The organism is Kordiimonas aestuarii, from assembly GCF_025574465.1.
Taxonomy (GTDB): domain Bacteria; phylum Pseudomonadota; class Alphaproteobacteria; order Sphingomonadales; family Kordiimonadaceae; genus Kordiimonas; species Kordiimonas aestuarii.
Window position 1 is genome coordinate 281685 of record NZ_JAOBPP010000019.1, and the last position, 19235, is coordinate 300919.

The window sequence follows — 19235 nt, forward strand, 5'->3', positions numbered from 1 at the left end:
GGCCCTTTTTTTGATTGTTCGGTGTTGTCATTCTACCCGGAAGGACACTTCCAGAAGTTCAGGCCAGTTCTCTGCGGTCAGGCCCCGCAGGATTTCCTCATCGGGCGTTTTTTTTGTTTTAACCTTGAGGTAAAGCGGCTGTGACGGCGTGGCAAGAAAGCCGTTTACGGCAGGCATGAGGCTCTCGGGCGTTGTGTCACCCAGTTCCTCCTTGGCCGTGTTCTTGACACCGGCGATAAAGGCCGCTTGCAGGGTCTCAGGCGGTACGCCGGTCATGGCCGAATATACGTCGAGCACACGGGCGGTGCCGCCCATGTCTGCCAGCGCGAGATCAAGGTCAAAGCCGGAATAATAGCCCGTGTAGGCGTCGATCATTCTCTCAACCATCTGGTCGTTGATTTCCTCGGGCGTCAGTTGCTCATCAGGGTTCGCCTGCATCTGGCTCATGAAGTCGAACTGAGCCTGCTGAACAGCCAGAAGCTTCTCGGCCATTTTCTCAACATCCACCCCTGAAAGCTCCATCTTGCTGTCGATGCCGAACATATCACTGACCACCATCTTGCTTCGGCCCTGCAGGCTTTTGCTGGTGTCATCGTAGCGGATGCGGCTGGTGCCATTTAGCCGGAAGGTGTCAAGGCCCGCGATGGCGAGCAGTTGCGCGGCCTGCGGCGATGCCTTGCCAAGGTTGCTGACGACAAACTCTTCAATCTTGCTGTTGGCGCCGGTGACAATGCCCGCGTGGCGGCTGATATTTGTAACCGATGCGTTATCGAGGTTTATGGTGATGCCGTTGGGAAGCTCGGCGGCGAGGCCGGAGAGTTCAAAGCCTTCAAAGCCGAAATAATTCAGCGATTCCTTGGCCATCTCATGGGCCATCTGCTGCGACAGGGCAGGGTCGGCCACACCGAACAATGCCTGTGCCTGCGTCGTTTCAACAAATCGCAGAAGCGCGCCGACATTACCGCCTCTGATCTGAAATGTGTCCAGTTTACCTTGTGCCGGTGCGCCGTCCGGCAAGGTGGAGGTGATGTTGACATCCTTGATCAGGAATTCGTCCAGCCAGTTGCCGCCGTCTGAAATATCCAATTGAAAGGCCCCGAGGGAAAACGCGCTTTCCGGCGTTATTGACAGGACTTCAGCATCGAGGATTTCAACCTTGTGCAGGCTGCCGCTCCATGCCGGGAAGCTGGTCGCCATGCTCAGGTCCTCAAGGCTTTCCCCCGCCACATGCAGATAACCGACCCTTACAGTCGCGGTCGTGTTTGTCGCCTTGGTATTGTTCAGTCGCACCGACTTTAGCCTGGGGGTTCCCGCGCTGAAGCCAAAACCGACATCAAGCCTTGCTGTCCCGACGCTGACGGTGTTTTCCGGCGTCGCACGATTTTGGGCATGGATGCCGGTTATGGTCGCGGTGCGGGACAGCAGGCTGGTGTCGAGGTCGGTGTAGCTGATTGTGAAGCCATTTGCCTCATTCTCGTTATAGGCTACGACCATGCGCTCAACGCTGGTTTCAAGGCTATGCGCGGCGTAAAAATATCCGCCTGCTGCAATGGCGCCCACCAAGATACCACCAACTAATAGTTTGTTCATTCAAAGCCCCCAAAAAAAGAAAATAATGATATGAATATATATGCGGGCGGCAGCTTATTACCGCGTGCGCGCGGGGTAAACCTATGATTAGGCACCGCGTGCGCGCGGGGTAAACCTATGATTAGGCTGGGGTCGTCATTTTTGGTGTCCGCCAGGGGGTAACATCTGTAAAATAACCTGAAGAGCATCTTCCGGTTAACCCACAAACTGGCCGGGCGGCGGTTTTATTCTTGTATAACTAGGGCAAGTCATGACCAAAATTATCGATATTTCCATGCCGCTTGAAAACGACGTGATCTCGGACCCTGTGCCCTTCGGTCCCAAAATTACCTATATGGACCATGATGTTACCTTCGCGCAGATTGCCCCCTTTTTCCCAGGACTTAAAAAGGAGGACCTGCCGGACGGTGAGACATGGGCCATCGAGAAGGTGGAATTGATCACGCACAATGGCACACACCTTGATGCGCCCTATCATTTCCATTCCACCATGAACAAGGGGGAGCGTGCGATCACCATTGATGAGGTGCCGCTGGACTGGTGCTTTCGCCCCGGTGTGAAGCTGGACTTTCGCCATTTTGAAAGCGGCTATGTGGTCACGGCGGCGGATGTTGAGGCCGAGCTGAAACGTATAGGCCACACGCTCAAGCCCTTTGATATTGTGGTGGTCAACACGGCGGCGGGCGCAGCTTACGGCAGCGACGACTATGTCAACACCGGCTGTGGCATGGGCTATGAGGCCACCATATATTTGCTGGAACGCGGCGTGCGCCTCACCGGCACAGACGCATGGTCATGGGATGCGCCTTTTGTCTATACCGCGCAGAAATATAGTGAGACCAACGACGCCAGCCTTATCTGGGAAGGCCATAAGGCGGGCAAGGATATCGGCTATTGCCACCTTGAGAAACTGCATAACCTCGAGGCGTTGCCTGATCACGGTTTTACAGTTTCCTGTTTCCCAGTGAAGATTAAAGGCGCCAGCGCTGGCTGGACCCGCGCCGTGGCGATTTTGGATGACTAGACCATGACCAACCAGTTTTATGATCCGATGGCGCCCTTTTATCACCTTGTGCATGGTGACTGGGAGGCGAGCATTATGCGGCAGGGGGCGGCGCTTGACGGCATCATCCGCGACCGGCTGGGCGAAGGCGAGGGCAGGTCGCTCCTCGACGTAACCTGTGGCATCGGCACACAGGCGCTGGGGCTCTCGGCTCTCGGGTACAGGGTGACAGCATCCGACTTGTCGCCGGCCTCGGTTGAGCGGGCGGAAGCGGAGGCGCGGGAGCGCAGGCTGGATATAGACTTCCATGTTGCAGACATGTGCAAGGTGCATGAGAGCTATGATGCGGCCTTTGATGTGGTTTATTCTGCCGATAATGCGGTGACGCACCTGCTGTCGGACACGTCGATCCTCTCGGCGCTCAAAGCCTTCTATCATGCCACTAAGCCAGGCGGGCTGTGTCTTGTCACCATGCGTGACTATGACGCGGTGGAGAAGGGTGGCAGCCAGCTCCACCCCTTCGGTGTGCGCTCTCATAAGGGCGTTAATTGGGCGGTTTATCAGGTGTGGGACTGGCGCGATGACGGCTCCGACATCTATGATTTTGCCATGTATTTCACCGCCGATGACGGCGCGGACGAGCTCAAAACCCATGTGATGCGCGCGGCTTTTTATGCGCTGTCGCCAAGGCGCATGATGGGGCTGTTTGAACAGGCTGGTTTTACACAGGTCATGCGCACGGACGGCGTGTTTTTCCAACCAGTGATCACAGGTGTCAGGCCTGTGTGAAAAAGATTCACAATTTTTTTCAAACTCCCCTTGAAGCTGTCACACGAAGGGCATAAATAGGGTCTTGTGTTAGCACTCACGGGAAGCGAGTGCTAACAGTTCATATTTCCGGTTTATCATTTAGGAGACAAACCATGGCTCTTCGTCCGCTTCACGACCGTGTATTGGTCAAGCGCATTGAAAGCGAAGCTAAAACCGCAGGCGGCATCATTCTGCCTGATACGGTTAAAGAAAAACCATCCGAAGGCGAGATTCTCGCAGTTGGCACCGGCGTACGCGGTGACGACGGCAAGGTAACGCCGCTGGACGTCAAGGTTGGCGACAAAGTGCTGTTCGGCAAATGGTCCGGCACCGAAGTCAAGATCGACGGTCAAGACCTGCTGATCATGCAAGAAAAAGACATCATGGGCATCATCGAGTAATCACTCGACGCCTTTTGTCCAGACCTTAGTCAAACACATAATTTCAGGAGCCCCATACCATGGCTGCTAAAGAAGTAAAATTTAACGAACAGGCCCGTGCCAAAATCCTCAAGGGTGTGGATACGCTGGCTAACGCGGTTAAAACCACGCTTGGTCCAAAAGGCCGTAACGTTGTTCTCGAAAAATCCTTTGGCGCGCCGCGCATCACCAAAGACGGTGTATCGGTTGCCAAAGAGATCGAACTCAAGGACAAGTTCGAGAACATGGGCGCGCAAATGGTGAAAGAAGTAGCTTCGCGCACCAACGACGTCGCCGGTGACGGCACGACGACAGCGACTGTTCTGGCTCAAGCCATTGTACGCGAAGGCATGAAGTCGGTTGCGGCTGGCATGAACCCGATGGACCTGAAGCGCGGTATCGACATTGCAACAGCAAAAGTTGTTGAAAGCCTCAAGGCCCGCACCAAAGACATCACCACCAATGGTGAGATCGCTCAGGTTGGCACCATCTCCGCAAACGGCGAAGAAGCTGTTGGCAAGATGATCGCTGAAGCGATGGAAAAAGTTGGCAAAGAGGGTGTTATCACCGTTGAGGAAGCCAAAGGTCTCGAAAGCGAACTCGACGTTGTTGAGGGTATGCAGTTCGACCGCGGTTACCTGTCGCCTTACTTCATCACCAATGCAGAGAAAATGACGGTTGAACTCGACAACCCGCTCATCCTCCTGCACGAGAAAAAACTCTCCAACCTTCAGCCGATGCTGCCGCTTCTTGAAGCTGTTGTACAGTCGGGTCGTCCGCTTCTTATCGTTGCGGAAGACATCGAAGGCGAAGCGCTGGCAACCCTCGTTGTGAACAAACTGCGTGGTGGCCTCAAAATCGCTGCCGTGAAAGCCCCTGGTTTCGGTGATCGCCGCAAAGCCATGCTCGAAGATATTGCCATCCTCACCGGTGGTCAGGTTATCTCCGAAGACCTTGGCATCAAGCTTGAAAACGTTGGCATCGACATGCTCGGTACCGCCAAGCGCGTTGCTATCACCAAGGAAGACACCACCATCGTTGACGGTGTTGGTTCCGAGGAAGACATCAAGGCCCGTTGCGACCAGATCAAGGCGCAGGTTGAAGCCACGACGTCCGATTACGACAAAGAGAAGCTTCAGGAGCGTCTTGCCAAGCTCAGCGGCGGTGTTGCCGTGATCAAGGTTGGCGGTGCTACCGAGACTGAAGTGAAAGAGCGCAAGGACCGCGTTGACGATGCGCTGCATGCAACCCGCGCAGCCGTTGAAGAAGGCATCGTTGCCGGTGGTGGTTCTGCCCTGCTGTACGCTACCAAAGCCCTCGAAGGTGTTGAAGGTGCGAACAGCGACCAGACCAAAGGCATCAACATCATCCGTAAGGCGCTGCAGGCACCTGTACGCCAGATCGCTGAAAACGCGGGTGTTGACGGCGCTGTTGTTGCCGGCAAGCTTCTGGAGCAAGACAACGCAGACTTCGGCTTTGACGCTCAGAACGAGGAATACACAGACCTCGTTGCCAAAGGCATCATCGACCCGACGAAAGTGGTACGTACCGCTCTTCAGGACGCGGCTTCCATCGCTGGTCTGATGATCACGACCGAAGCGATGGTCGCAGAGATCCCGGACGACAAGCCAGCCATGCCTGCGGGTGGCGGCATGCCTGACATGGGCGGCATGGGCGGCATGGGCTTCTAAGCCACACGCTCATGCTTTAAAAAAAGAACCTCCCGGGAAGCAATTTCCGGGAGGTTTTCTTTTGTCGTATCACTCGTGGTGCGGGGTCAACGTTTTGCAATTATATAAATCGCATGGATGATGCCGGGGAAATACCCGAGGATGGTCAACAGCACGTTGATCCAGAATTGTGCGCCGAGGCCCACCTGCAGGAAAACGCCCAGGGGCGGCAGCAGGATGGCGATGATGATGCGGATAATATCCATGAATAGATATCCTTCTTCAAGTTATCGGTAACGTTTTTAGCGCTGGCCTGCGAGGTCCACACTCTCGGGAGCAAACTCGCCGCCGAGAAGGTCGTGCATTGCCCGACGCTTGAACGGGTCGTGAAGGCCAGAGTAGTCTTTTCCATCCACTTGTGGAAGCTGTTCGAGCTCATGTTCGGTGATATCGATCCGGCAGCAGCTACCGTCTGCGCAGATGGTGACCGCCGAGAAGGGGAAGGCGTATCGGTGGGCGCCGAGCGGTGTGCCAAACATGCCGCCGCGACGCAGAATGACGTGGCTGAAGGCACCGTCGCGCTGGCCCATGACCACATCTTCGATGATGCCTAGTTTTTCACCAGAAATACCGACCACTTGTTTGTGGTTGATCTGTGCAACTGAAATCGCCTGACAAGCCATGATACCCTCCAATGCCCGTGCTTTAGTTCGTAGGATAAAGCTTTACAGAAACCGTTATCGGTTTGCTGTTTGGTTTGCGCAGGTGTCTTATAAAAAAGACATAAAGGCAGGGCGTTCAACAGGGTGAATAGGGTTACCGTCCCGTTACCCAAAAATTAACGCTTCGGGATTAAAACAGTGTTTCTGTGCCGCCCGAAAGCCTTGCACATGCCGTTCCTTCAGAAACCTGAAGGGCGCCGGCACAAAGGGCTCGGTCGCGACCGGCTTAGTCTAAAAGACACCGATTGGGGGTGTGTTCCTGACTGGAAGGAAACTATATGCTTGCCTGGCTTCAGAACAGATCAATCTCCTGGAGAGTCTTTATTCTTGCTGCAATTGGGGTGCTCGGCCTTGTGGCTGTACTTGTCACGCACATCGTTTCTGACTCGATTGTCGAAAGCGCGACGGACGAGGCGCAACATTTCAGTGACGTCAGCCTTATCACGAAGGATATAGAGCGGCAGGCGCTCCAGATACGGCGGAGGGAGAAGGACTTCCTGCTGAGGCAGGATATGGCGTATGCCGGGCTTTATGACACAGCGAGTGACACCGCGATCGCCAAGCTGGCAACCCTTGACGGCCTCCTTGAAGATAAAGCGATGAAAGATGCGGTGCATGATCTGAAGCGCATCGTGCCGGAGCACCGCCAGCAGTTTCATGTTGTGGTGGACAGTTACGCTGCCCTGGGGTTGACCGAGACGGAGGGCCTGCAAGGGGAATTACGCTCTGCGGTGCATGACATTGAAGGCCTGCTCAATACCAACAAGAATGATCAGCTTCAGATTCTGATGCTGATGCTCAGGCGGCATGAAAAAGACTTCATCATGCGCGTGGACCGGAAATATGTAGACAGGGTGTCTGAGCGCAGTCGCGAATTTTCAGCCGTGCTTGAAAACGCGAGCTTTTCTGCCGCCGTTAAAGACGACATCGCCGGCAAGCTTGCGGCTTACGTGTCTGCCTTTTCAAACTACGCGGAAAGGCGGCTTGGGGCGGAAGACGAAATAGCCGCGCTTAGCCGCATCTACGGCGAGATGGATGGCCCCTTCGAGGTTCTGACGAGAATATCGGATGAGCATTACGTAGAGATGGCCGCGAAAGCAAGAAGCGCTGAAGGTACAGCATTTACAACGCTTGTCATCATTACGATTGTCATGATTGCGCTTGCAGTTGTTGTGGCTTTTGCGGTTATCCGGGCCACGGTGATGCCAGTACGGTCGCTTGAAAGCGCGCTCAGTGGTATTGCGGGCGGCGATTTCTCCACGACCGTGCCGGGTACCCAGTACCGGGACGAGTTGGGCAGCATGGCCCGAACGGCTGAGCAGCTTCGCGACAGTGCGGCGGACAGGGTGCGGCTTGAAGCCGAGGCGCGCGAGCGTGTGGAGGAGCAGGCCCGAGAGGAACGCGAGCGTGCGGCAACCGAAGCCGCAGAGGAGCGTGCAAAGGTGGCAGCGGAACGCGAAGCCTCGCAGGGGAGGGAGGCAAGGGCAAGTCGGTTGAATGCGCTTGTTACATCGTTTGACAGCGCCATTGGTGACGCGGTGACAAACCTTGATACCGCGTCGGTACGCATGCGGGATACGGCGGGCGAGATGGTTGATGTCGCTGATACAACGGGGCGTCAGGTCAATTCGGTCAGCGAAGCGTCCACACAGATGCAGGAAAATGTCTCAGCCATGGCTTCTGCGATTGAGGAATTTGCCGCGTCGATCGCCGAGGTGAACCAGCAAATGCATAATGCCAACTCGATTTCGCGTGAGGCGGTTGATGCGTCTGAGCGGGGCGGTGAGGCCATTGGCCAGCTATCGGAATCGTCAAAACAAATTGAAGACGTAGTCAAGCTGATCAATGACATTGCCGAACAAACCAACCTGTTGGCATTGAACGCGACGATTGAAGCGGCTCGTGCGGGTGAAGCAGGCAAAGGTTTCGCCGTTGTCGCAAGTGAAGTGAAAAGCCTCGCGAACCAGACAGCAAGGGCGACCGAACAGATCACCTCGCAGATTGCGGATATGCAAAATGTTACAGATGTGGCGGTCAAGGTTATCCATACCATTGGTGAAGCAAATGAAAGGCTTAACCATGTTATGCTCAACGTGTCCTCCGCCGTGGAAGAACAGCAGGCGACAACCAACGAAATCAGCCGCAGCGTTCAATATACGTCTGAGGGTACCCAGCGCGTTACGTCCGAGATTCATCAGGTGGCGTCGGGGGCGGAGAAAACCGGTGCTGCATCGGCGGATGTCATGTCGGCGGCAGAGCAGCTTGAGCTTCTGGCGGCCAGCAACAAGCGTGAAGTAGACAAATTTCTCACGGATGTACGGACCCTGTAGCCTTGGCAGAATGCCGTCATGAAAGGGCGTTATTTTTTATGGCGGTTTTGTAATGGATTTATGATTCGAGCGTCATATAACATCCAATCAGCCTGTCACAAGCTGGCAGGAGGCAAGAGTTTATGAAGAAAAATACAATATAAAACATACAGTTAATATGTATGTCGTGAGTTTGTAATATTTGTCATAAAACTTAAACATAAATGCTCATGATGCGCCTCATCCGACGCGCGTCATATTGCCCGAAAGGGGCGAGCGGGAAGGAGCCAAGGGTCTGGCAGTTGGGTGCCATGTCCCGATTGGCAAGATGAATAGGAAAGCAGATGTTGAAGCGAAACAATCTGTTGGCGTTGCTGGGCGCAACAGCAATGGCCACAGTAGTAGCGCAGCCCGCGGCCGCGCAGTCGATTGATGAACTCAAGGAACAGCTCGCAGCGCTGGCGAAACGCATCGAGGAGCTGGAAGCCAGGCAACAGGCCTCTGAGAAGAAGCAGTCCAGGCAGGCAAAAATCTCGAAAGAAGAACCAGCCTTTGCTCTTGCGACGGACGACGGGTTGTTCGAGGTCAATGTCCGCGGTCGGGTTTTCGCCGATGCGGTGTGGGCGAGCGACGCCGATAACTCCATGGACCTCAAGGCGACGGAGATGCGCTCGGCGCGTATTGGTGTTGAGGGAAAAGCCTGGAAAGACCTCAAATATGTAATCGAGGTTGACTTCGCTGGTGAAGAAGTGACCTTGGCAGATGCGCTGCTGGAATACAAAACTTCCATGGGTTCGTGGCGCTTTGGCTACTTCAAGCCGACCTTGTCACTGGAGGAGATCACCTCGGGCCGACATATCACCTTTATGGAACGCTCGGCATTCACTGATGCATTTTCGTTCGGGCGTAATATGGGCATCGGCTATAAAAATGGCGGTGATAACTGGACGCTCAATTTAGGTGCTTTCCGGGGGAACAACAGTGATTCCCTTGAGGACGAGGGCTATATTTTTGCAGGCCGGGCGACATACGGGCAGGAATTTGAAGACGGCAAGTGGATATTGGGCGCGTCCGCCCGCTACCGTGACGGCGGTGATGCTGCTTATCGCTATCGCCAGCGTGCGCATTCTCACATCGCTGACCGCTTTGTCGACACCGGTACGATCACCGACCGCGACACCACCTATGTACTGGAGGCTGGGATGCAGTTTGGCTCGTTCCATGTGGCTTCTGAATATTCGGCCCTTTATGCCAAGGACGCGGCCGCAGATGGTGGCAGCGCCATGTTCTGGGGCGGTTATGTGGAAGCCGGCTGGTTTATCACCGGAGAGGCCAAGACCCTGAACCTGAAGAAGGGGGCGTGGGACCGGCCCGAGGTCAATAACCCGGTACACAAGGGTGGCATGGGGGCCTGGCAGGTGGCGGCGCGCTTTGATCGGCTTGATATGACCGGTGATGGCGTTTACGGCGGCGAGCAGGATACCTATCTTCTTGGTGTGAACTGGTACCTCAACCGTCATACCCGCTTCATGGCGAACTACGCGCACATGACCTTTGATAAAGCCTTTAACGTTGCGGCCAATGGCCCCGACGGAGAGAACGACGCTGATGCCCTTACGCTGAGGTTCCAGATCGACTGGTAACCGGCGCCGGGGTACAGGCAAATAAGGCGGCGGCTCTCCCCGGGCTGCCGCCTCTTTTTTTGCGCGCCTTTCCTGAATATTAATGCAAAACCCCAGCTATGTTTTCGCAAAGAAAATGTCGCTTGAACTTGCGGCTTTGAAATTATAAATACGCAACTTCTTGAACACAAAACTGTCATGGACGCCATGCTAAAGACCACCCATATCAACCGGTATAACCGAATGCGACGACACGTAAGAACCTGATTCTAAACGTGTTGTTATGCTTCTGGGGCTTTTGAAAAAGCTTCTTTGATATGGGAAAAAGCCGATGATCAATTTTGATCAAGAACGGCCCTTCGACAAAGCGCAAGTGGAAGCGCTGCTTGATGTGGCTTTTGGACCTGACCGGTTCAGCAAATCTTCTTACAGCCTTCGGGAAAATGTTGGCCCGGTTGCAAGCCTGTCGCGCGTAGCGCGGGTTGATGGCCGCATTGTGGGCACGGTCCGCTTTTGGCCCATTCTCGTGCGTGACCTCATTCGTGGTAGCGACATGGAAGCTCTTTTGCTTGGCCCGCTTGCGGTAGCGCCATCGGTGCAAAGTCATGGTGTTGGGGCCGAATTGATGCAGCGGTCGCTGGCGGCCGCGGCGGAAGCGGGGCACAGGCGTGTCCTGCTGGTCGGCGATATCGCCTACTATGGCCGTTTCGGTTTTGAGAGCGTGCTGCCGAATTATATCACAATGCCGGGCGGTCGCGACGCACGGCGGTTGCTCGTGCGCCAGAGCGCGGCGATGAAATCACTGCCTGCTGTCGGCAAGATCCTGCCTGCCATACCTGAGCGGATTGCCCCTGCAGCCGTCCTGGCTGGCGGGTATGGCCGCGGCCTGCCGGTCGCAGCAGCATAAACACCAGACTTAGTCTTTTCTTTGCCATACCTGCCCCTTACATTAGGGGCAGGAGGAACTTATGGCATCCAGTGGCATGAAAAAGCAGATCAAGCTTGAGGACATCATCAAACAGGTGGAAGGCCAGCGCTATCCACCCGTTGATAAATGGAACCCGGATTTCTGCGGTGATATCGACATGCAGATCAAACGCGATGGCACGTGGTTTTATATGGGCACGCCCATTGGCCGTAAACGTATGGTCCGTCTGTTTTCCACCGTGCTGAGAAAAGATGAGGACGGAAAAACCTATCTTGTCACCCCTGTGGAAAAGATCGGTATCGAGGTCGAAGATGCGCACTTCATTGCGACGGAGGTAGAGACCATCCGTGAGGGCGGGGAGCAGGCGCTGAAGTTCACAACCAATGTGGGCGATGAGGTGATCGCGGACAACAAACATCCCATCAGGGTGACGGTAGACGCGGAGACCGGCGAGCCACGTCCTTATGTTCTGGTGCGGGGCAGGCTGGACGCGCTGATTGCCCGGTCCGTATTTTATGAGTTGGTCGAGCAAGCCGAAACGCGGAAAGAAAATGGCAAAGCTTGCCTCGTGGTGCCAAGTCGCGGCACACTGTTTTCATTAGGTGAACTGGACGATGGTGACGCGTGAAAAACTGGCTTTCCGAAGCTCTCAAGGATGATAACCCCGCCGCGCGGGGCCGACGCAGTGACTATGACCTGAATGTCGAGCTGAAAAAACTGGCAGCCCAAGGCAAGCCGCCACGGGATGCAGCCGTGCTTGTGCCGATCGTGGATCACGCCCACGGCCCCACCATATTGCTGACAAAGCGGACTGAACATCTAAGCAAACACGCGGGCCAAGTCAGCTTCCCCGGTGGCAAGATCGACGACGCGGATGCGGATGCGGTGGCTGCGGCGCTCAGGGAAGCGGAAGAAGAGGTTGGTCTTACCGCCGACTGGGTGGATGTTTGCGGTTTTCTTGACACCTATCGCACGGGTACCGGCTTTGAGATTGTGCCCGTTGTGGCACTGGTGCGGCCGGGCTTTGAATTGCGCTTGCAAGCCAGCGAGGTAGAGGCAGCGTTCGAGGTGCCGCTCGATTTTATCCTCGACCGACGCAACCACAAAAGGCAAAGTGCGGTGTGGCAGGGCTTGCGGCGTGAGTATTACGCGATGCCTTTCGGGGATTTTTTCATTTGGGGTGCGACGGCGGCCATGCTCGTGAACCTGTGTGACGTGATGGAACACGCGGCCGACAACGCGCCATCAAATAGAGACGAGGCAACAGGGTAATATGGCGATATTTTTGAGAATTCTTCTTCTTTCCCTTCCGGTCATCGCAGTGATCGCCTGGCTGCGGTGGCGCATGAAGGAAGACAAAACCGAAGAAGAGCGGCTGGCCGACATCGTCCGGCTTAAAAAAACACTGGGTGTTCTCGTGGTGGTAGGCCTGGGTGCTGGCATCGGCCTCAAGCTGGTTGATGATCGCACCGGCGACCCACGCACCAGATATATTCCGCCGCACAGTGAAAACGGGCAAGTCGTACCCGGACGCTTTGTGCCCATCGACGAAGGTGATGAACAGAAACCGACAGACGAGGAAGGCCAGGAGGACAGTGAGCAAGACCCGAGCTGACTGGCTGGACCGCCCCTTTGTCAGGAAAATTGTAGAAAGCCTTGGCGCGGACAATGTCCGTTTTGTTGGCGGCGCTGTACGTGACTGGCTGGTGGGGCGCGCGGTCCGGGATATAGACGCCGCGACCACACACACGCCCGAGATGGTAAAAGAACGCCTTGAGGAAAGCGGGATAAAGGCGGTCCCAACCGGCATCGAGCATGGCACTATTACGGCGGTATTCGACGGCAAGACAGTGGAAATCACCACGCTGCGCAAGGATATGGAAACCGACGGCAGGCGCGCCACCGTCGCTTTCACCGACAATTGGAAAGCCGATGCTGCTCGTCGCGACTTTACCTTCAACGCGCTTTACCTTTCACCCGACGGCACCTTGCATGACCCTTTTGACGGCCAGGAAGACCTGAAAGCGGGCAGGGTACGTTTCATTGGGAACGCCGAGACCCGCATCGAGGAAGACGCGCTGCGCATCATGCGTTTTTTTCGCTTTCATGCGTGGTATGGCAAGGGAGAGCCGGACGAAAGCGGTGTCGCGGCATGCACGCAAAAGGTTGTCATGCTCAGGGCTTTGTCGGCGGAGCGGGTGAGATCGGAACTGTTGAAGCTGCTGTCAGCGCCGGGCCCGTTGAAGGCACTAACGGCTTTTGAGCGCACGGGAGCGACGGCGGTTTTGCAGCTAAGCCCCCTTAACAGCCTTCGGCTTGAGCGCTATATCACGCATGAGCACGCGCACGATTTTGATATCGATGCCTTAATGCGGCTCGCCTGCTGGCTGATGCTGGATACCGCAGAGGTCGCACCATTTGCCAAGCGCTTCCGGCTGTCCAAGATGGAAAAGGTCCGCCTGCAGGCGGTAGTGGGCGGGTTTGAGGTACCAGGGCCGGTGAGCCCGGCGGGGTTAAGGGCGCTTATCTACCACCATGGGCGCGAGTCTGCGCAGTGTCGGGTGCTCTCGGCAAAGGACAGCGCGGCCAGTGATATCATTGATATTCTCAAGAACTGGAGAGTGCCCTCATTCCCGCTCAAGGGTGGCGACCTGATAGAACACGGCATGCAGGCAGGACCAGAGGTCTCGCGTCGTATGAGTGTGCTTGAGGACCTCTGGGTTGAAAGTGATTTCACGCTGTCCGGGCAGGAGCTGCTGGCGAAGCTTTAATCCCGGGTGGAGAGAATGGTCTCTTCCGCATTTCCCATCTTGTCCTTGCCGAAGAAAAGTTCTTCCCCGACAAAAAAACTGGGCACGCCAAACACCCCGCGTTTCACGGCGTTCTCCGTGTTGGCCACAAGCATGGCCTTGACGCTGGCGTCTTGCGTCTGTGCGGCGATGTGTGCACCATCCAGCCCGCTGTCATCAAGTGCCGCAATGATGATTTCAGGATCATCCATTTTTTTTGGTGCTTCCCACATGTGGTGCATGACGGCTTCCATATAGGCAGGCAGGAAGTTGTTCTGCTGCGCGACAATTGCTCCGCGCATCAGGGCAAGGGTATTAACCGGAAAATGCGGGTTCATGGTAAATTTCGAAAGCTTGTATTTGCTGATAAAACGCCGCATCTCAAGCATTTCATAGTCCAGCTTGTTCTTGATACCCGCGAAAGCGACCACGGGGGAGGCGTTGCCGGTGGCCTTGAAGATGCCCCCCAGAAGTACAGGTGTGTAGTCGAAGGTCACGCCGACCCTGCCTTCAAGTTCCGGCAAAACTTTCCAGGCTAAATAACTGTTTGGGCTACCGAAGTCGAAAATGAATTCACATTTGAGCATTGCCGCCTCCTTAAAATTTCTCGCCATAAGGGCGGATGTCCAGTTCATGGGTCCAGGCGCTGCGACGCTGCGTGTGCAACTGCCAATATGTCTCGCCGACTGCTGCCGGGTCCAACAGGTCGTCTGTCCCCATGGCGTTGAGGGCATCTTCGCCGGCGCGTTCCTTGATCATGCCGCGCACCCACTCGGTATCGACCGCTGCGTCGATGATCAGGTGGGCGACATGAATGTTTTTCGGCCCCAGTTCGCGGGCCATCGACTGCGCCACCCCGCGCAGGCCGAACTTGGCACTGGCAAAGGCAGCATAGCCCGCACCGCCGCGCAGGCTGGCGGTTGCGCCAGTGAAAAAGATTGAGCCGCTGCCAGCTGGCACCATATGCCGCGCGGCTTCGCGCCCGGTCAGGAAACCTGAATAACAAGCCATCTCCCATACCTTGCGGAAAACGCGTTCAGTGGTGTCGAGAACGGGAAAATTCACATTGGCGCCAATGTTGAAGATCACCGCCGATAGGGTGCCTATGATAGCGGCGTCCTCCATGAAGGCGCTGATTTCGTCTTCCTTCCGGGCATCCAGCGAACGGATGTGGCACTGGCCGCCCATCGCTTCAATTTCGTCCCTCAGCGGCTGAAGTTTATCGCCATTCCGCCGACCGGCGAAGATTGTATAGCCTTCGCGGGCAAATCTCAGCGCTATGGCACGGCCGATAAAGTCACCCGCACCAACAACGGCGCATATTTTTGTGTCGGACATAGGGTCTTTCCAATTCTATATGATAGACATCATGTAAATTAATATGATATTCATCATATAGATCGTCAAGCTGAATCAGGACACACGGATGGGTTACTCGCGAGCACAAAAAAAAGACAACCACAAGAAGATCGTCGCCATTGCGGCAAAACGTTTTCGCGAACAGGGGCTTGATGGCCTCAGTGTCGCGGCCATCATGAAAGAGGCGGGCTTAACCCACGGCGGCTTTTATAGCCATTTCAAGTCGCGCGATGACATGGTGGCGCAGGCGCTTGCCCACGCGTTTACTGAGGATGAAGAGCGACTGTTGCGAGCGATGAAGCGCCGCGGCGGACCATCACTTGAGGCTTTTCTCTCAATTTACCTGTCCCCCGCGCACCGGGACACGCCCGGGCAGGGCTGCACGCTCGCTGCTGTGGCGTGTGAGGCGGCCCGCAAGGACGCAGACATCAAAGCCTTGTTCACCGATCGCGTTGCGGGATACAGCGAACGTCTGGCGCCTGAATTGGGCGTCACGCCAGACCAGATGGTAGCGGTGCTCAGTGCGGCGGCGGGTGCCCTTGTGTTGTCACGCTCAGTGAGCAGCGAAGCGATGTCCGACAATATTCTTGGCGCCACCCGGCGGGAGTTGTTGGCGACGATAAGGCCTTAAACGGTAAAGGCAGGCCCAAGGCCTGCCCATATGTAATTCCGGATATAACGCCGCGCGCTTTTCTGTGGTTATTGCCCCACCGCGTTGAGCTTGTCATCCTGCCAGTATTTGGTGCCATGGAGCGATGCCTGCAGCATCAGGCCGCCATCGGTAAACTGGTAAACACTGACTTTCTTGCGAACAGAGGCGGCCTCACCGATTTCGCCACCCTTGTTACCGGACCGCGCGGCTGCGTCGGCCTCGCCAGTCATATCCCAGCCGTGTTTGGTAAAGTCAGCGAGCGCGTCGCGGCTGTGGAAGATAAATACAGCGCGGAAATCCTTGATGCCAAGACCAATGCCCACACTCGCTGTTGCCATTTTCATGAAGGTGTCCTGGCCTGTTTTGACATCTCGCACCACGCCGCGGCCACCCCCACCGCCAAGAAGGAAGATCTGCACTCCAACGTTTGAGAAGACAGCATAACCTTCTGCTTCGTCAATCTCGGCGCGCGCTTGCGGCCGCTGGTCAAACAGTTCGGCCAAAACTTCTTCACGCATGACGAGGATTTTTTCCCGCTTCTCGGCGGGCGTGTCGGCCAAGGCTGGAACCGCCATCGCGACGATCAGCAACAGGCTGCTTATAAATCTGGCTGTCATATAATTCCCTCTGCCGGATACCCGGCTCTGACATAACTCTGTATTCAGGAACAAGTGTTGCGGGCAAAAGTTGGCATAAGTTTGACCAACTGTCTTACGCGCGTGGCGGGCTAAAAGGCATTTGCTGCCAAGGCGATGAGAATATAACGCACCAGCTTGCCTGTTGTCACGAACAAGACAAAGGGTACAAAGCGCATGCGCAAGACACCGGCAGCGAATGTCAGGGGGTCGCCCACGACCGGCAGCCAGGCAAACAGCAGGGCCGGATAGCCGAACCGGTCAAACAGGCGGCTGCCGCGTTTCAGCTGTGTGTGGGAGAAGGGGAACCAGCGCCTGTGCTGATATTTCAGGCATGCAAGGCCGAGCCACCAATTGATGACCGACCCGAGGACATTGCCAGAAGTGGCTGCAAGCACCAGCACAATCGGCTGCCCCTTGCCTGTTGCAATGAGCGACGCCAGCGCGACCTCCGACAGGGCGGGCAGAAGGGTGGCGGCAATTAACGCGTTAAGAAACAGGCCGAGATAGAGGGTAAGGTCAGGCCAGGGCATTGCGGCTTATGGCCATTTGGCTTCAGGCGGCAGAGACATGAGAATCGCTTCAACATTGCCGCCGGTTTTCAGCCCGAAGGTGGTGCCACGGTCGTAGACGAGGTTAAATTCGGCGTAATAACCGCGATACTCAAGTTGGGTTTCACGCTCTTCATCTGTCCACCCTTCGTTCATGTGGCGGCGGATAAGGGCGGGGTAGATGTCGTCAAACGTGCTGCCCACGTCTCGGGTGAAGGCAAAATCAGCGTCCCAATCGCCGGTATCAAGCCGGTCATAAAAAATGCCGCCCTCGCCACGGGCGCGGTTCCTGTGCGGGATATAGAAATATTCGTCACACCATTTTTTGAAGCGTTCGTAATAGTCTGGCCCGTGTTTGTCGCAGCATTGTTTGAATGCAGCGTGGAAATCAGCGGTATCGGTGGCATCTGGCAGGGGAGCATTGAGGTCAGCCCCGCCACCAAACCACGCCTGCGTTGTGGCAATGAAACGGGTGTTCATATGCACGGCTGGCACGCGCGGGCTGTTCATATGAGCCACAAGACTGATGCCGGTGGCAAAAAAGCGTGGGTCTTCCTGGGCGCCGGGGATGCTTTTGGCAAACTCGGGCGTGAAGGTGCCGTGAACCGTGGAAATATTGACACCGACTTTCTCGAAGACCCGGCCACCACGCATGAGCGACATGGTGCCACCGCCGCCCTCAGCGCCGTCCCCCTGGTTTGTGCGGTCCCAGCTTTTGCGTTCAAAGCGCCCAGGCGTGCGATCGCTCAGCGGGCCCTTGTTGTCATCCTCAATGGATTCGAAGCTGGCGCATATCTGGTTGCGAAGGTTGAGGAACCATTCAGCTGCTTTTTGTTTTTTTTCTTCGAGGTCCATGTCAGCGTCCTTCCGGCCAGCTAGCTGTTTGTCTGATTGCTTCACCTAACACCATTGCCATTGACACCGCTACATTAATGGAGCGGGCACCTGCAGCCATGGGAATCGTCACACGGGCATCTGCGCTTTTGTGCACATGCGCTGGTGCGCCGTTCGATTCACTGCCGACAATCAGAATGTCATTTGCTTTGAATTCGAAGCCGGTGTAGGTGCCGTCTGCCTTTGTCGTCAAGAGGATAAGCCGGTTTCCAGCCTTTTGCCGTGCTTCGTTGAAGCTATGCCAATCTATATGGTGACGCAGGTCCACAAGATGGGCATAATCCATCGCAGAGCGGCGGAAAGCCTTATGGGAAAACGGGAAACCACAGGGCTCAATAACATGCGCGGGCACGCCCATGCAGGCGGCAAGTCGAAGCATGGTGCCGGTGTTTTGTGGCTGGTCCGGTTCAAAAAGTGCGATTTCCATGGCGCGCACGCTAATAAGGTTGATGCTTGGATGCAACGGCTAGAGCGGTTTATGAACTTTTTTCCGCCATTTTTTTGGAAATCTGACCGATAAATCCTTGCCTCTTAACGCGCGTCCGACTAAACCAATCCCAATTCGCTGGGCAGGGGCTGTCTGGCGATTGAATTTATGGCAGGTGGTCGCTGCGGCCTTGTGACGCAGAGATTTGCCACCATGCAGAGGTAGAATTACGTTCGGGAATCATAACGACTGATCGCCTTTCGCATCACGTTCCTGTCAGGGAAGATTAGATGAGCACTATCAACGAGACTATCGAAACTGAAGACGGCGCCACCCGGCGTGACCTTCTTCACGTGGCCGCCGCTGGTATGGGCGCTGTAGGCGCTGTTATGGCGGTCTGGCCTTTCATCGACCAGATGAACCCGGCAGCAGACACGCTCGCTCTGGCATCGGTCGAAGTAGACCTCAGCGCCATCGGCGAAGGGGAAGCTGTTGTTATCAAATGGCGTGGGAAGCCGGTATTTGTCCGTCACCGTACGCCAGCCGAAATCGAAGCAGCCCGCGAAGTTCCACTGGACGCGCTGGTTGATAAACAAACCGATGCCGAACGCGTGCACGAAGGTCATGCTGACTGGCTTGTCGTGATGGGCGTTTGTACGCACCTTGGTTGTGTGCCACTTGGCACCAAAGACGGTGATGATCGTGGTGACTTCGGCGGCTGGTTCTGTCCGTGTCACGGTTCACACTACGACACTGCGGGACGTATCCGTAAAGGCCCGGCGCCGAAAAACCTTGAAGTGCCGACCTATACTTTCGTCACTGACACAACACTTCAGATCGGGTAAGGGGGCTCCT

At 55.7% G+C, this 19235-nt stretch carries 22 protein-coding genes; 13 read left to right on the top strand and 9 right to left on the bottom strand.

Features of this window, described 5'->3' with window-relative positions; translation table 11 throughout:
- Positions 1-27: 27 nt before the first annotated feature.
- Complete coding sequence (locus OEU85_RS08755; RefSeq protein WP_262691097.1) at positions 28-1590, bottom strand: hypothetical protein; 1563 nt, start codon at positions 1588-1590, stop codon at positions 28-30.
- Positions 1591-1840: 250 nt separating this feature from the next.
- On the opposite strand from OEU85_RS08755, the gene OEU85_RS08760 reads away from it, so the two are divergent.
- From OEU85_RS08760 to groL, 4 genes are all read left to right on the top strand, one after another.
- Positions 1841-2614, top strand: a complete 774-nt coding sequence (locus OEU85_RS08760; protein WP_262691098.1) for a cyclase family protein — start codon at positions 1841-1843, stop codon at positions 2612-2614.
- 3 nt (positions 2615-2617) lie between these two features.
- Entirely contained in the window at positions 2618-3382 is a 765-nt protein-coding gene (locus tag OEU85_RS08765) for a class I SAM-dependent methyltransferase (protein WP_262691099.1), read from the top strand.
- A 134-nt stretch (positions 3383-3516) separates the two neighbouring features.
- A complete protein-coding gene (gene groES, locus OEU85_RS08770) occupies positions 3517-3804 on the top strand; it encodes a co-chaperone GroES (protein ID WP_262691100.1) in 288 nt (95 codons plus the stop codon).
- A 59-nt stretch (positions 3805-3863) separates the two neighbouring features.
- Positions 3864-5513 (top strand): chaperonin GroEL, encoded by a 1650-nt coding sequence (groL, locus tag OEU85_RS08775; RefSeq protein WP_262691101.1) that lies wholly within the window; start codon positions 3864-3866, stop codon positions 5511-5513.
- Between the two features lie 86 nt (positions 5514-5599).
- Here groL and OEU85_RS08780 read toward each other — a convergent pair whose 3' ends face one another.
- Both OEU85_RS08780 and OEU85_RS08785 read right to left on the bottom strand, forming a co-directional pair.
- On the bottom strand, positions 5600-5758 hold the full coding sequence (locus OEU85_RS08780) for a YqaE/Pmp3 family membrane protein (RefSeq protein WP_262691102.1): 159 nt from the start codon (positions 5756-5758) through the stop codon (positions 5600-5602).
- 36 nt (positions 5759-5794) lie between these two features.
- Complete coding sequence (locus OEU85_RS08785; protein WP_262691103.1) at positions 5795-6175, bottom strand: PRC-barrel domain-containing protein; 381 nt, start codon at positions 6173-6175, stop codon at positions 5795-5797.
- A 317-nt stretch (positions 6176-6492) separates the two neighbouring features.
- Between OEU85_RS08785 and OEU85_RS08790 the strand changes: the two genes are divergently transcribed.
- The 7 genes from OEU85_RS08790 (at position 6493) to OEU85_RS08820 (ending at position 13844) form a co-directional block, all read left to right on the top strand.
- Entirely contained in the window at positions 6493-8544 is a 2052-nt protein-coding gene (locus tag OEU85_RS08790) for a methyl-accepting chemotaxis protein (RefSeq protein WP_262691104.1), read from the top strand.
- A 323-nt stretch (positions 8545-8867) separates the two neighbouring features.
- Positions 8868-10166, top strand: coding sequence for a porin (locus OEU85_RS08795; RefSeq protein ID WP_262691105.1), 1299 nt, complete (start codon positions 8868-8870; stop codon positions 10164-10166).
- A 310-nt stretch (positions 10167-10476) separates the two neighbouring features.
- Complete coding sequence (locus tag OEU85_RS08800; RefSeq protein ID WP_262691106.1) at positions 10477-11052, top strand: GNAT family N-acetyltransferase; 576 nt, start codon at positions 10477-10479, stop codon at positions 11050-11052.
- 76 nt (positions 11053-11128) lie between these two features.
- Complete coding sequence (locus OEU85_RS08805) at positions 11129-11701, top strand: DUF1285 domain-containing protein (protein ID WP_394805404.1); 573 nt, start codon at positions 11129-11131, stop codon at positions 11699-11701.
- Positions 11698-12345: a CoA pyrophosphatase gene (locus tag OEU85_RS08810; protein ID WP_262691108.1), complete on the top strand. Its 648-nt coding sequence runs from the start codon at positions 11698-11700 to the stop codon at positions 12343-12345. Before OEU85_RS08805 ends, OEU85_RS08810 begins: the two co-directional genes overlap by 4 nt.
- Before the next feature lie 13 nt (positions 12346-12358).
- On the top strand, positions 12359-12688 hold the full coding sequence (locus OEU85_RS08815) for a hypothetical protein (RefSeq protein WP_262691109.1): 330 nt from the start codon (positions 12359-12361) through the stop codon (positions 12686-12688).
- Positions 12669-13844, top strand: a complete 1176-nt coding sequence (locus OEU85_RS08820) for a CCA tRNA nucleotidyltransferase (RefSeq protein ID WP_262691110.1) — start codon at positions 12669-12671, stop codon at positions 13842-13844. Before OEU85_RS08815 ends, OEU85_RS08820 begins: the two co-directional genes overlap by 20 nt.
- Here the strand turns inward: OEU85_RS08820 and OEU85_RS08825 are convergent.
- A complete protein-coding gene (locus OEU85_RS08825; RefSeq protein WP_262691111.1) occupies positions 13841-14449 on the bottom strand; it encodes a 2-hydroxychromene-2-carboxylate isomerase in 609 nt (202 codons plus the stop codon). The two genes, OEU85_RS08820 and OEU85_RS08825, sit on opposite strands and share 4 nt — an antisense overlap.
- A 10-nt stretch (positions 14450-14459) precedes the next feature.
- Positions 14460-15200, bottom strand: a complete 741-nt coding sequence (locus tag OEU85_RS08830; RefSeq protein ID WP_262691112.1) for an SDR family NAD(P)-dependent oxidoreductase — start codon at positions 15198-15200, stop codon at positions 14460-14462.
- Between the two features lie 88 nt (positions 15201-15288).
- Between OEU85_RS08830 and OEU85_RS08835 the strand changes: the two genes are divergently transcribed.
- Positions 15289-15852, top strand: coding sequence for a TetR/AcrR family transcriptional regulator (locus tag OEU85_RS08835; RefSeq protein ID WP_262691113.1), 564 nt, complete (start codon positions 15289-15291; stop codon positions 15850-15852).
- A gap of 68 nt (positions 15853-15920) precedes the next feature.
- On the opposite strand, the gene OEU85_RS08840 is transcribed toward OEU85_RS08835, so the two are convergent.
- From OEU85_RS08840 to OEU85_RS08855, 4 genes are all read right to left on the bottom strand, one after another.
- Entirely contained in the window at positions 15921-16490 is a 570-nt protein-coding gene (locus tag OEU85_RS08840) for a lipid-binding SYLF domain-containing protein (protein WP_262691114.1), read from the bottom strand.
- Positions 16491-16600: 110 nt separating this feature from the next.
- Complete coding sequence (locus OEU85_RS08845) at positions 16601-17041, bottom strand: YqaA family protein (RefSeq protein WP_262691115.1); 441 nt, start codon at positions 17039-17041, stop codon at positions 16601-16603.
- A 6-nt stretch (positions 17042-17047) separates the two neighbouring features.
- On the bottom strand, positions 17048-17914 hold the full coding sequence (hemF, locus tag OEU85_RS08850) for an oxygen-dependent coproporphyrinogen oxidase (protein ID WP_262691116.1): 867 nt from the start codon (positions 17912-17914) through the stop codon (positions 17048-17050).
- Between the two features lies 1 nt (position 17915).
- Positions 17916-18380 (bottom strand): tRNA (cytidine(34)-2'-O)-methyltransferase, encoded by a 465-nt coding sequence (locus OEU85_RS08855; RefSeq protein ID WP_262691117.1) that lies wholly within the window; start codon positions 18378-18380, stop codon positions 17916-17918.
- Positions 18381-18670: 290 nt separating this feature from the next.
- Between OEU85_RS08855 and petA the strand changes: the two genes are divergently transcribed.
- Positions 18671-19225 (top strand): ubiquinol-cytochrome c reductase iron-sulfur subunit, encoded by a 555-nt coding sequence (gene petA, locus OEU85_RS08860; protein WP_262691118.1) that lies wholly within the window; start codon positions 18671-18673, stop codon positions 19223-19225.
- Positions 19226-19235 lie beyond the last annotated feature (10 nt).

Bases quoted from the DNA above. Each gene is read 5' to 3' on its own strand.
- OEU85_RS08800 (WP_262691106.1), top strand. From the start codon at position 10,477: ATGATCAATTTTGATCAAGAACGGCCCTTCGACAAAGCGCAAGTGGAA.
- OEU85_RS08840 (WP_262691114.1), bottom strand. From the start codon at position 16,490: ATGACAGCCAGATTTATAAGCAGCCTGTTGCTGATCGTCGCGATGGCG.
- OEU85_RS08755 (WP_262691097.1), bottom strand. From the start codon at position 1,590: ATGAACAAACTATTAGTTGGTGGTATCTTGGTGGGCGCCATTGCAGCA.
- OEU85_RS08795 (WP_262691105.1), top strand. From the start codon at position 8,868: ATGTTGAAGCGAAACAATCTGTTGGCGTTGCTGGGCGCAACAGCAATG.
- OEU85_RS08790 (WP_262691104.1), top strand. From the start codon at position 6,493: ATGCTTGCCTGGCTTCAGAACAGATCAATCTCCTGGAGAGTCTTTATT.
- OEU85_RS08845 (WP_262691115.1), bottom strand. From the start codon at position 17,041: ATGCCCTGGCCTGACCTTACCCTCTATCTCGGCCTGTTTCTTAACGCG.
- OEU85_RS08760 (WP_262691098.1), top strand. From the start codon at position 1,841: ATGACCAAAATTATCGATATTTCCATGCCGCTTGAAAACGACGTGATC.
- OEU85_RS08855 (WP_262691117.1), bottom strand. From the start codon at position 18,380: ATGGAAATCGCACTTTTTGAACCGGACCAGCCACAAAACACCGGCACC.
- groL (WP_262691101.1), top strand. From the start codon at position 3,864: ATGGCTGCTAAAGAAGTAAAATTTAACGAACAGGCCCGTGCCAAAATC.
- hemF (WP_262691116.1), bottom strand. From the start codon at position 17,914: ATGGACCTCGAAGAAAAAAAACAAAAAGCAGCTGAATGGTTCCTCAAC.
- groES (WP_262691100.1), top strand. From the start codon at position 3,517: ATGGCTCTTCGTCCGCTTCACGACCGTGTATTGGTCAAGCGCATTGAA.
- OEU85_RS08805 (WP_394805404.1), top strand. From the start codon at position 11,129: ATGAAAAAGCAGATCAAGCTTGAGGACATCATCAAACAGGTGGAAGGC.
- OEU85_RS08835 (WP_262691113.1), top strand. From the start codon at position 15,289: ATGGGTTACTCGCGAGCACAAAAAAAAGACAACCACAAGAAGATCGTC.
- OEU85_RS08765 (WP_262691099.1), top strand. From the start codon at position 2,618: ATGACCAACCAGTTTTATGATCCGATGGCGCCCTTTTATCACCTTGTG.
- OEU85_RS08785 (WP_262691103.1), bottom strand. From the start codon at position 6,175: ATGGCTTGTCAGGCGATTTCAGTTGCACAGATCAACCACAAACAAGTG.
- OEU85_RS08825 (WP_262691111.1), bottom strand. From the start codon at position 14,449: ATGCTCAAATGTGAATTCATTTTCGACTTCGGTAGCCCAAACAGTTAT.
- OEU85_RS08780 (WP_262691102.1), bottom strand. From the start codon at position 5,758: ATGGATATTATCCGCATCATCATCGCCATCCTGCTGCCGCCCCTGGGC.
- OEU85_RS08830 (WP_262691112.1), bottom strand. From the start codon at position 15,200: ATGTCCGACACAAAAATATGCGCCGTTGTTGGTGCGGGTGACTTTATC.
- petA (WP_262691118.1), top strand. From the start codon at position 18,671: ATGAGCACTATCAACGAGACTATCGAAACTGAAGACGGCGCCACCCGG.